Origin of the sequence: Auritidibacter ignavus (assembly GCF_003703835.1) — a bacterium.
GTDB classification, from domain to species: Bacteria; Actinomycetota; Actinomycetes; order Actinomycetales; family Micrococcaceae; genus Auritidibacter; species Auritidibacter ignavus.
The window spans coordinates 1-11,474 of the sequence record NZ_RDQR01000007.1 but is presented as its reverse complement, the minus strand read 5'-3'; the positions used below and the strand labels follow the sequence as shown (position 1 = coordinate 11,474).

Here is an 11,474-nt window from a genome sequence, read left to right as displayed (position 1 = left end):
CACCGTCTGGTATGGCAACCTACACCCGCTGGCTGACCGACCTGCACACCCGGGCCCGAAAAATCCGGGCCGAGGTGCCCGGTCTGGGACGATACATCAAACCGCCCCGCAAAGACCGGACGGTGATCGTCACCGACACCTCCTCGGCGTTGCCCGAGGCGGTTGCCACCACGCTACCGACCGGCTCCCAGTTGCGACAGATTGCCATGCCGGTGATGATTGGTGAGCAGATCCACTCCGATGGCTCCGCCGATACCAACGATGAGCTCCCCATCGCGCTAGCAGCTGGTACTGCGGTGCGCACCTCCCGGCCCGCACCGGGACAATTCCGGCAACTCTACGAGCGGATCGCCGAACAGGGCTACGGGTCCATTGTCTCGGTGCACGTCTCCGGCAAGATCTCCGGGACCGTGGAAGCCGCCCGGCTGGCAGCCACCCAATCGCCCATCCCGGTCGAGATCGTTGACACGTTGACCTCCGGGATGGCTATGGGATACGCGGTGGTGGATGCGGTGGTCCGTGGCCATAACGGCATTCCGGCAACCAAGCTGGCACAGCTCATTGATGAACAAGCCACAGCCTCGCAGGTGTATTTCACGGTCCCAAACCTGGACCAGTTACGCAAAGGTGGACGCATTCCGCCACTGACTGGTCTGCTGGGGCAACTACTCCAGGTCCGGCCGGTGCTGACCCTGAACGAGGGAGCCATCCAGTTGATGGACCGACCTCGGAATTTTGCCAAAGCCCAACAGATCATGGTGGATAAAGTCGCCCAAGCTGCCACACAACGCCCCATCCGCCTGGCCGTACACGGTTACGGCAATCTCGACTCCGCCATGGAGCTGGCCGCCCGCATCGATGAATACTCCACCGCACCAGTGCCGGTGCTGATGATCCCGGCCGTGCTGGTAGCTCACCTGGGGTTAGGCGCCCTAGGTGTGAGCATCAGCCCCGAGCTGGACTACAGCACCATTCTCTAGACGCACGAGACAAAGGGCCACTGTCCACAGTTGGTGGCCGTGGGCTGATCAGCTGGCCTGCTGTCGGCAAGCTTGGGAGCATGGGCCAACACCAGCATCACCATCCAGCCGAGGGATCAGACACTGCAGTCACCCAGGACAGTTCCTCACCCTTATGGCGGACACGCATTGCCGTCTCCGCGCTGGTGATCTGTGTGATCATCGCCGGAACGTGGTGGCTGTTCCGGTGGCTGTCCATCAACCTGCCCGCATCAGCTGATGACACCGGGGAGGTCGAAGACCGCATCGAGCTCCAAGAAACCGGGGCTGACACTGCGGTTGCTGATGCGGACGGTAGCGACAGTCAGGACAACGGGGCAGATATCGGTGCAGACCAGTCTCACGTGGTGGTCCACGTGGTCGGTGAGGTCGCCAACCCAGGGGTCTACGAACTGACCACCGAGGAGCGGGTCATCGACGCGCTGGATGCTGCCGGCGGGCCCACCGAGGATGCGGTGTTGGAAGGACTCAACCTGGCCGCCCCGGTCCAGGACGGTCAACAGATTCTTGTACCGGATCACCACAGCCAGGACCAGGCTCCGGCCGGATCGGGTGGTGCCAGCACAACCGGTGGTGGGGGAGAGCCAGTAGCCGATGGGGAAGCGGTCAACGTCAATACGGCTGATGCGGCGGGACTGGAGAGCCTGCCGGGTGTCGGACCGGCGACCGCGGAAAAGATCATCCACCATCGCGACCAACACGGACCGTTTGGGTCACTGGCGGATTTAGAAGCAGTCTCCGGTATTGGTCCGGCGACGTTGGAACGGCTCGATGGTCTCGTCAGCTTCTGAAACCCCCGACCTCCGACACAGTATCGAGCCGCCTCGGGTGCTACCGGTCGATATCCGACTGCTTCCGGCGGTGGGAGTCAGCCTGGTGGGATGTTTATGGATTCCGAGCCTCTCGGTCGAGAAGGCCCGAGCGATCCCGTTGCTGTGCTTAGGGCTGGGACTGATCTGTACCGGGTTGTTCTTTCGGTCACGTCGCCGGACGGGTACGCACCGACGCGCCGGGATGGTGGCTCGCCTGACTGCCGTTCTGGCGTTGGGCTTTTGGCTGGCCCTGGCACCGGTCACCAGTGCCTTCCACCAGCGGCTACAGGCCGAAGAATCCGGGTGGGCCGAGGCCGTGGCAGCCCAAGAACAGATCCGAGTCCACGTCGAGGTGGAGGAAACCCCGACGTCCTCGGCAGGACAATTTGGTACTCGCTGGTTCGTGCAGGCCAGTGTCGAGCGATTCGGTACCGAGCTCACCGAGATCGACCACCCGGCCGAGTTGATGATTTCCAGCAACGATGAGCGGTGGGCCACGGTCGCCGTCGGTGACCACCTGTGCCTGTTTGGGACGCCACAGCCGGCTGAGGGATCGGGTACGGTGTTCTTCTCGGCCGATACCGGGCCCCAACCTGGAGACTGTCAGAGGCCAGCAAGCCACGAAAGCACCGGGACTACTGGACGAGAGATCATCCGCTCAGGGCTACGCGAGCACTCTCGCGACACGTTCGGCACCGCCGAGCAACTTCTGCCCGGGCTCATTCTGGGAGACCGCTCAGCGGAAAGCGATGAGCTCAACGAGGCGATGAAAACTGCCGGTCTGAGCCACCTATCCGCGGTATCGGGAGCTAACTGTTCCTTGATTGCCGGTGCGGTGACATTAGCACTGCGCTCTTTGCGGGCACCACCGGCTGTGGTGTTGACCGGAGTGTTAGGGACCCTGGTGATCTTCGTCGACATCGTCGGCTGGGAACCGTCGGTGGTGCGCGCCGGGGTGATGGGTGCGATCTCAGCATGGGTGATCTTCTTCGGACGAGGTAAACACGCCCTACCGGTGCTGTGTTGTGCGGTGATCGGCATCCTCGTGTTCTTACCACAGCTCGCCCAACACCCGGCGTTCCAACTGTCCTTGGCAGCGACACTGGCCATTGTGATCGCCGCTGCACCTCTACAACAGGCCCTAGAAGCTCTGCTGGTGAGGGCTAGGGTCGTACCCGATGTGGTGGCCACCCTCGTGTCGGCGGCGCTGGCTGTGTCCACGGTCTCCCAGCTGGCCTGTCAGCCCATCATCATTTCGATGACCGGTAACGTCAACCTTTTTGCTATCCCGGCGAACCTGCTGGCGGCTCCGCTGGTCCCGTTCATCACGGTTCCCGGAACACTGACAGCGTTCCTCATACCGGTCCTTCCCTGGGTCTCGGGACTCATCCTGAGCGTGATCGCTATACCCGCAGCCGGAATTGGGGCTATTGCCTTGTGGGTGTCTTCCTGGCCGGCAGCGCTGGTTGCTTGGCCTGAAGGAGCCCTGGGAGGGGTGGTGACTATCCTGCACCTGGCCGGAGCGATGTGCGGACTATATGTTCTGATGCGGTGGCAACGTCGCACCCCACCGGCGGTGACCAGCTACCCTCGCCCCACTCTCACAACACGATTGGCCGTCGCGATCTGTCCCAGCCGGCTGGTGCGCCAGAAAGGTCTGGTGATCTGCGTTGTGGTGGTGTTGGTGGCGCTGATGGCTCAGATCGCGGTGCTGGTTCCGGCACCACAACAACGAGTCGGTGAAAACTGGGTCATGCTCGGGTGCGATGTCGGACAGGGAGACATGTTCTTGATTCGCACTGCAGAGAACTCCGCAATCGTGATCGATACTGGCCCAGAAGACGACTTAGCCGCCGCCTGTCTGAACCGACACAACATTGACCACGTGGAATTACTGGTGGTTACACACCACCACGAGGACCACTACGGAGGAATAGATGGGGTCCTTCAGGCAACCGACACCATCGAGTCGGTGCTGTACTCCACGGCAGACGAGACGGCCAGCCTGCCACTAGATAATTATAGTCTGGTCGTCCACGCCGAACCCGGGATGCAGGGTGGCACCACCGGAGACGTGGCCGATGAGGAAATCATGGTCGACTGGCAGGTAATTGCGGCCGATCGCAACGCCACCAACGAGAACAACGCGTCCATCGTCATGCACCTGCAGATCAGCTACGACGGAACCAGCCTCTCGGTGCTCACCACAGGAGACCTCGAAGAAGACGCGATGGCACGTTTGATTCGTGAGGATGAGGTTCCAGAACACATCGATGTCCTGAAGGTCGGCCACCACGGCGCTCGCAACGGTGGAACGGAGATCATTCACCATCTTGAACCGAGTGTGGGTCTTATTGGTGTCGGTGAGGAGAATAGTTATGGACATCCAGCTGATGAAATCGTGGAGGCGATTGAAACCTACGGCTCAGTGCTCAGAACCGATGAACATGGTCACTATGGTTTGGAAGTGGAAGACAACGCACTAATCCCGTCGACTGCGCGACTAGACTAGAGACCATGCCCGCTGGTACCAAACGCGCCTCCACCGCCTCCTGGCGGACCGTTGAACCCGCACCGATCATGTTGTTGCGTGGTCCGGAAGATTTCATCGCGATGCGGGTGACTGATCGTGTGCGGGCTACCGTACGGGAGCAAGAACCAGATCTGGAAACCCACCGACTCTCCGCAGCTGACTACGAGCCGGGCCAACTGACCATGTTGGCGAGTCCTTCGCTGTTTAGCCAAGCTAAATTGATCCAGGTCGATGACCTACAGAAAATGAACGATGCGTTCCTCGCCGAGGCGTTGCAATACGTCAAGGACCCGGCCGACGATGTCACTTTGCTGATGCGACATACCGGGGGTAACCGGGGTAAGAAACTTCTCGACGTCCTCAAGAAGTCGGGCACCGTGGTCGAGTGCGAAAGCATCAAGTCTGACCGCGACAAGTTGGAGTTTGTCACGCAAGAGTTCAAAGTCCACCGTAAAAAGGTCGCCTCCGAAGCTATCCGCGCTTTGGTGGACGCGGTCGGTTCCGATATGGGTGAATTGGCCTCAGCTGTGGACCAGCTGATCTCAGACGTGGAAGGCCCCGTGACCGAGCAGGTCGTCGACCGCTACTATGGCGGGCGTGTGCAGGCCACCGCATTCAAAGTCGCCGATGCCACCTTAGATGGCCAGATCGCTCAAGCCGTCGGACTGCTCCGGCATTCCCTACTGACCGGCGTCTCGCCCGTGGCCATTACCGCAGCGCTGGCAATGAAGGCCCGCCAAATCGCCAGAATCATTGATGCCAGAATTGGGCAAGGACAAATTGCACAGACCCTCGGTGTTGCGCCTTGGCAGGCCAAGCGAATTGCGGCAACCACCCGCCGCTGGACCGCGCCGGGGATCGCTCAGGCCATCGAGCTGATTGCTCAGGCAGATGCCGAGGCTAAAGGCCTGGCCCGGGACCCGGACTATTCAGTGGAACGCATGATCATCCGGGTGGCACAGGGCACCAGACGCTAGGGGGAGAGATAGACACCAGTGGTGGGCAGAACAATACAACTTTTCCTCATGGATGGCACGGCCAACGGCCGGAAGAAAGCGACCCTACGAAATTGGACCGGAGTCACCCATCTCATCCCTCGCACGATGCTTCAAGAGGCGAAATCTCGAGATGATCTGAAACAAACCGGCGTGTATTTCTTGGTGGGTACCGAAGACGAAACCCCAAAGGTCTATATCGGCCAAGCCAGAGAACGAAAGAACGGCAAGGGCGTTCTCGGGCGGATTCTTGAGCATATTGGTCAGGACGGCTTGGACTATTGGACCCACGCGATCGCCATTGTGACCTCGGACGATTCCTTCGGGGCCACCGAAATCAGTTTTCTCGAAAACAGCTTCTTTACCTTGGCCAAGGACGCTGGGCGATTCAGGGTCACCAACGCCAATGACCCGTCGCCGGGTACCGTGACCGAAGAGAAAGAAGCCGAGCTTAGAGAATTCATAGCCAACGTTAAACTAGTCGTCGCAGCACTGGGATATAAGATGTTTGACCCGGTTGACGAGTCCAAGGACCACAACGTGGTCAATCCAGTCGAGCAGGAACCGGCTGATGAACCAACGCTGTACTTCAGTTACGCAGGAACTGAAGCTCGAGGACGGCAAGCTAGCGATGGATTCATCGTGCTGGCAGGTGCGAGGTTGAGGCCCGATGATGACATCACCACCAGTGGCGAAAGGCGCGGTATTCGAAAATTGCGAGAAAAGTACCGAGACCATATCGGCTCGGATGATGTCCTCACATCGGATTTGCTACTCGGTAGTCCTTCCACTGCTGCATGCTTTGTGGGTGGCAGTAGCCTTAATGGTCTCGATCTGTGGAAAAACGCTGATGGGCTGACTCTGAAACAACTTGAGGCAAAGGAACGGGAGCTGTAGAAGCTCAGTAATCACAGGTGATGCGTTCTCGTTGCTGAACTCATCTTAGAGTTTCGGCGACACGTTCCGTCACCGGGTGATCCAGACAAAAGGTTATCCCTCGTATCAGAGCCGGTCAGTATAGGAGCGTGCCGCGCGGGCTATTGCGATAGCTTGTTCATGGGCGTTTCTTGCCGCGCGGTGACTAGTTTCTAGCGAGATGGTACTTGAAATATCTGTCATAGAACCCGAAAGACCACCGATGTCTCGACTCAAGTCCCAGCTTTCCCGTGCAAAGGAATCGGCTTCGCGAGCCAACTCGTCCAGAGCGAATATGAGACGTTCAACTTCTGATGTCATCATCATCTCCTTGAGGTTTCGTGGCGTTCTGCCTCCTGTTGCAATCTTCGAAGCCGCGAGATTTCAGCTTCGAGACGGTGCACCTGCGACAGGACGGCGTGTGCCGAATCGCTGAGTCGTTCCCGAGTAGAACGTAGTTGCCGGTGTGCTTCTGTCGCTGCGCCGACCATATGGTGATGCTGTTCTGAAATACTCCCCGCAGTGGCAAGATGCGCTCTCTCGGCGATCGGTTCGAGACGGGCAATGAGTCTTTCGCAACGGCCACTGGCGGATGAAATCCGATGCCTAAGGTTCTGAAGCTCAGAAATCTCGGATTTGAGTCGAGAAATTTCTTGTGCGTACATTAAAACGGTCCTTACAAATTATGTGCATAATCGCGGGCGACACGGCTGGCTCTCTGTAGTGCAAGAACCGCTTGTCGTACTTGGCGTTCCGCATCGTCTACGGTGGCCATCAGTTCCTGATCTTTCCGCTGAGTGCTACCACGCAACGTATCGTTAATGCGGACTCGTTGCTTGTTGAATTCATGGCTATAGGCACTGAGACTCTCACCGGTACGTTGCGTGTCGGCGGAGAGCTCTAAAGTCAGGCCACGAAGATTTTCGAGAACGGACATCACTATCCTCCTAAGTACATGAGTGCGGCTCTGATCAGAACGACAACAGCTCCGATCGTGGGAGTAAGAATTGCCATCAGCAAGAGAACCCGGTTTATGATGCGGGAACTGCGGGTTTCGTCATCGAAACGTTGGATCGCCTCCAGCTGGGCGTGATCTCGACTGACGATTTCCCACTCCTGCCTTAACCGCTCACGCTCGTTGTCGATACGATTACTGTCTTCGAAACGAATAATGTCTTGTGGCGGGGTCGCTTCGGATCCGGTGCCTTCCGCGAAGTCGACAGTGTCCTGCCACATCTTTTTCACCCGGGCTGAGGTTTCCTCGAGCCGCCGCATTTGGGAATCATGCTCGTGTTGCGCCGTGTGGATCGAGGACGTTCGTGTCTTGTCATGCCCGGAGATCTGGCGTTCAAAGGATGAATCTTCCTTCAGTAAATTCTCAACCAGCGTCCGGTAACGGGCGACGGCTTCTGCGTTCGTCAGTGATCCACCGTTCATCAATTCGTCTCCTTCAGCAAGGGGGCTTCATAGGGCACGGCAGTCAACGTCGATCCTCCGGTGCCCCGAGAGTGCAACACGAAACGTGGTGAGTCAGTCGGTATTGGGAAGTTATATTCTTGTGTGACGTCGAGCAGCGTGTTTTTGTCTTGGTTGACGAGCGCATAGCAGCCGATGACATTACCGCGATACCCGAAAACCGACTTGACCGACTCAATGCTCCCGAAACGAAGAACAAACCGGAGATTGGTGCTTGGTGTGTCGCCAATCTGCTCTGCGAGGAAGTCAGAAGGATCGAGTCGCGTAAAACTATCCGGATCTGAGTTCAGGCGGTCGCTAAGACCACGAATCTTCTGCAGACCGAGCATGATGATGGATGCATCGCGCATCGTTGGTAGTGAGTCCGCAACAAATTCGCTGGCCTGCTCCCGTGCGATGTACCTGAGCTGACGAGCGAGTGCGGGCTCACGGGCTTCGAGACCGTCGAGCCAGGCAGGGCGGGTTGCAGAATCAACGTTGACCACGAAGATTTGTTCCTGGGGGCGCGCGAGATAGAGAGATCGGACCGCGGCCGCCAAGATGCCAGCGGTTTCACCACCGCTGGCTCCAACAACAGCCAATGCTTGATTAACATCATCGTTCATCGTGTAGGTCGCCGACTGCTCCTCGACGCTAAGCTGGCGGCCCAGGTCGAGAACGATATCTTCGGGATCGTCGGTTTCAAGGTCCAACTTGCCGTGTGCGCTGAACGGCATGTAACTGTCAGGGGTGAACCTAAACGGATAACGGCGTATTCCTCCAGCAGACTGCTCCCACATATGGGTCTGAAGAGATGCTATGAACGATCGGTCGGCGAGGGCACATATTCCCCGTTTATTTTTATCGACATCTTCGCCGATATTCTCGTTGAGTATGACTTCGCCACGATAGGTTAAGTCCGCGGCAGCTCTGTTTTCGTGAGAGAAGAACATCTCAGATTCGCTCGCGTTATTCTTCAACGATAGGCGCGCGTGAAACTGTCCCAAAACCGAATCCCGTTTGCTGTGAAGTGCCTCGATTCCGGACAGAGCTTGCGAGGCCAAAATAAGATGTGTGCCTGTGGCACGACTTTGCCTGGACAACTGCTCGATGAGTGTGACAGCTTCTTCGGACTGAGCGTTATTCCCCGAGAACGGTACTTGGAACTCGTCGATAACGACGACCAATCGGGGAATCTCATGGCCCATACGGCGGTAGGTTTCGTAGTCTTCAGCTCCGGCGTTTTGGAAGAGTCTTTTTCGCTTCTCGACCCGTTGCTGGATGTTACGCAACGCTATAAGTCCATCTTCCTGACGCGTGTGGAGGCCCAGGAGAGAGGCATGGGGTAGCCAGTTTTCCCCATTCTTGTCGGGACCGAACTTCTTGAACTCAAGACCTTCCTTGAAATCCAACAGATAGAGTTCGAGCTCCTCAGGCGGGTACGCGTAGGCCAATCCGTAGACGATATTAAGCAGGAGATTGGACTTGCCCTGCCCGACAGCACCACCGATCAGCATATTAGCGATCGGCGGCGATGCGCCACGCAGTCGCACGATCAGTGGCTCTTTTTGATATCTGCCAATGACGGTTTCGAGACCGTCTATAGCACTCGACTGCCAGAATTCGACATCACTATCCCGGAGCACCGACTGAAGCGGAATGACCGGACCTTTTGCCTCCCGGGCGGTTCTAACAGCGTCCTTCACGACATCTCGTACAGCCGTCGAGTCGTAGGAAATGTGAGTCTGAAATCGGTCAGAGGGAGGGTATCCGGCAATCTCTATCGAATGTGGATGGACAATAACGTGTTCACAGCCGGAAAGGATCTTCTCATCGGCGGTAACGAGATCTTCGTCCATATCGTGGTCCAGCGTGCGCAAGACAATGAGGAACGCTCCCTTATTCGCAACGTGACTGAACTTGGCCAGTCGCTGTGCTCCTTCTTTATCGAGTCCCGCTGGATAGTCGAGCAAAACCAGCACGTGGTATTCGCCTTCAGGGGTATCGAGTGTTTTCCAATACTCAGACAACGATGGGGACTGTACTTGTTTGAGCATGGACGCCGTTTCTTGTACGTGCGCAAAGATCTCGCCCAAACGCTGGCGTAGTTCGTGCACTTCTGACATAGGCTTCGGTGCGGTTTGCGGTCGTGCGTCTTTGAGGGGTCCGAAATCGGCGAGTTCACTACTGACATTGGGGTCGAAGAGACTCAGCCGCAGGTGTAGGGCGGGTATTTGGGAGACGACATCGGCGACCACAGACCGTACTAGCTGTAGGGCGAGTTCGCGTGTCTGCTGGGTTGAACTGATAACGACCCCTGAACTATCGATCAAAGGAATGCTGAGCGGGGCCTCATCCCCCCGTTGTCCGTGAATGGTCCCAACCCGAGTAAGGGGATTTGGGGCACGGACTCCTCCATTCTCAGGAATGTCTCGAACACGGGACGATGGGTCTGCTTTTCGTAGTTCGCTGAGTAATCGTGCGACCGCGTTCTCGCGGGAAGCTGTGGCAGAAATTTCACCTGATCGATAGACGGCCTCGGCGTCTTGGATTGCGTGCTGGAGCTGTTCGCTGGCTTCAGCACGATTTGCGGAGATTCGCTTTTCAGCATCTGTTTGGGCAACGTGAGCTTGTCCTGCCAGTGAACCGATGGATTGTCGAAGATGAGCGATGCGTGTTGTGATATTCACGGGAATCCACCTTTCTCTTCTCGGTTCTTGGCGAGCAAGTCAAGTGTGGTGCACAGCACGAGCGCGATCACGATGGTGATAAATGGTGAGAACGCATACGGTGTATCGACGTCTGAGAAGACAACGGAGGTTGCAACCACCAAGTCTGCCACGAGTGCTAGGCCAAGAGCGCTCCAGAATAGCTTTCTTGCTTGGTTCCGGCCACCTAGTGGAGACAAAGGTCTCCAAATGATGGCTGCAAACCAGAGGATGTTGAGAATCAGTGGTGCGAAAACCATGTTCTCCGGTGGGGTGACGTCCTCGGGGATTATAGATAAAAAAGCGTCCCAGCCGGTGATGAGCTGAAATGCGCATACAAAAGCGGCGACCTCTGTGAGCAGGAGCGCGGCGAACCCGGCGTAACCGAGAGTTACTCGTTCGCGGGCTGCCCACTCGGGGTCAGTTAGAGTTCGGCGAGCATCACGAACATGATGTTGTTGAGACTTTCGCCCCTCGGCGGAAATAAGTTCGACGGTTCGATCGGTAGCTTGATCGATGACACTCGGCGAAGCATCGTGCGGAATGGACAGCATCTCGGCGGCAGTCGACGGATCCAGTCGTTTCGGCGAACTCTTGGGAATTGTCAACGCGGACCTTTCTACAAGCGGTGGTTCTCGTGCCGTGATGTAACCGATGTTACATTAACTATCAGGCATCTGTGCTGGAAAACACATCCAGCAGATCTTGTACAGGAGGAAATACCCCACACGAAAACGCGGGATACCGAAGTTGGAAAATGGGGGGTGTCCCCTGTGCTTTAAGTCAAGCTGCTTGGGGAACTTTGTTTGGGGTAGCATGATAGAAGTTGCTATCTCGGACCAAGGCGAACATGACGTTGAGGCGGTGGCGTGTCAGACAGATCACTGCGGCGTTATGTTTCTTGCCTTCTGCGCGTTTCTTGTTGTAGTGGGCTTTCGATACCGGGTCGTGGCAGGAGGCCATCCATGCGGATCGGAATAAGGCGTTGTTGAGTTGTTTATTGCTAGAGCGGGCCGGGGACTCACCTCGGATCGAGG

10 protein-coding genes are annotated in these 11,474 nt (G+C 57.3%); 5 read left to right on the top strand and 5 right to left on the bottom strand.

Annotation, left to right across the window (positions count from 1 at the left end; translation table 11 throughout):
* The first annotated feature begins 11 nt into the window (after window positions 1-11).
* From DYI20_RS05165 to DYI20_RS05145, 5 genes are all read left to right on the top strand, one after another.
* Window positions 12-980: a DegV family protein gene (locus DYI20_RS05165; protein ID WP_110100523.1), complete on the top strand. Its 969-nt coding sequence runs from the start codon at window positions 12-14 to the stop codon at window positions 978-980.
* Window positions 981-1,060: 80 nt separating this feature from the next.
* Entirely contained in the window at window positions 1,061-1,810 is a 750-nt protein-coding gene (locus DYI20_RS05160; protein ID WP_110100524.1) for a ComEA family DNA-binding protein, read from the top strand.
* Window positions 1,791-4,343: a ComEC/Rec2 family competence protein gene (locus tag DYI20_RS05155; protein ID WP_122549006.1), complete on the top strand. Its 2,553-nt coding sequence runs from the start codon at window positions 1,791-1,793 to the stop codon at window positions 4,341-4,343. Before DYI20_RS05160 ends, DYI20_RS05155 begins: the two co-directional genes overlap by 20 nt.
* Window positions 4,344-4,348: 5 nt before the next feature.
* On the top strand, window positions 4,349-5,341 hold the full coding sequence (gene holA / locus DYI20_RS05150) for a DNA polymerase III subunit delta (RefSeq protein ID WP_110098404.1): 993 nt from the start codon (window positions 4,349-4,351) through the stop codon (window positions 5,339-5,341).
* Window positions 5,342-5,362: 21 nt separating this feature from the next.
* Window positions 5,363-6,256 (top strand): GIY-YIG nuclease family protein, encoded by an 894-nt coding sequence (locus tag DYI20_RS05145; RefSeq protein ID WP_199445860.1) that lies wholly within the window; start codon window positions 5,363-5,365, stop codon window positions 6,254-6,256.
* Window positions 6,257-6,950: 694 nt separating this feature from the next.
* Here DYI20_RS05145 and DYI20_RS05140 read toward each other — a convergent pair.
* From DYI20_RS05140 to DYI20_RS05120, 5 genes are all read right to left on the bottom strand, one after another.
* Window positions 6,951-7,211: a hypothetical protein gene (locus DYI20_RS05140; RefSeq protein ID WP_110098402.1), complete on the bottom strand. Its 261-nt coding sequence runs from the start codon at window positions 7,209-7,211 to the stop codon at window positions 6,951-6,953.
* Window positions 7,212-7,213: 2 nt separating this feature from the next.
* Window positions 7,214-7,711, bottom strand: a complete 498-nt coding sequence (locus tag DYI20_RS05135) for a hypothetical protein (RefSeq protein WP_110098401.1) — start codon at window positions 7,709-7,711, stop codon at window positions 7,214-7,216.
* Window positions 7,711-10,419 (bottom strand): FtsK/SpoIIIE domain-containing protein, encoded by a 2,709-nt coding sequence (locus DYI20_RS05130; RefSeq protein WP_110110188.1) that lies wholly within the window; start codon window positions 10,417-10,419, stop codon window positions 7,711-7,713. The genes DYI20_RS05135 and DYI20_RS05130 overlap by 1 nt, the downstream gene beginning before the upstream one ends.
* Window positions 10,416-11,045, bottom strand: a complete 630-nt coding sequence (locus DYI20_RS05125) for a hypothetical protein (RefSeq protein WP_110100527.1) — start codon at window positions 11,043-11,045, stop codon at window positions 10,416-10,418. The genes DYI20_RS05130 and DYI20_RS05125 overlap by 4 nt, the downstream gene beginning before the upstream one ends.
* A gap of 175 nt (window positions 11,046-11,220) precedes the next feature.
* Window positions 11,221-11,474, bottom strand: a 254-nt coding sequence (locus DYI20_RS05120) for an IS110 family transposase (protein ID WP_483398293.1), incomplete at its 5' end; no start/stop codon positions are given.

What these genes read in the sequence shown, in the direction of transcription:
- DYI20_RS05165 (WP_110100523.1), top strand. Translation starts at nt 12, where the DNA reads ATGGCAACCTACACCCGCTGGCTGACCGACCTGCACACCCGGGCCCGA.
- DYI20_RS05160 (WP_110100524.1), top strand. Translation starts at nt 1,061, where the DNA reads ATGGGCCAACACCAGCATCACCATCCAGCCGAGGGATCAGACACTGCA.
- DYI20_RS05155 (WP_122549006.1), top strand. Translation starts at nt 1,791, where the DNA reads ATGGTCTCGTCAGCTTCTGAAACCCCCGACCTCCGACACAGTATCGAG.
- holA (WP_110098404.1), top strand. Translation starts at nt 4,349, where the DNA reads ATGCCCGCTGGTACCAAACGCGCCTCCACCGCCTCCTGGCGGACCGTT.
- DYI20_RS05140 (WP_110098402.1), bottom strand. Translation starts at nt 7,211, where the DNA reads ATGTCCGTTCTCGAAAATCTTCGTGGCCTGACTTTAGAGCTCTCCGCC.
- DYI20_RS05135 (WP_110098401.1), bottom strand. Translation starts at nt 7,711, where the DNA reads ATGAACGGTGGATCACTGACGAACGCAGAAGCCGTCGCCCGTTACCGG.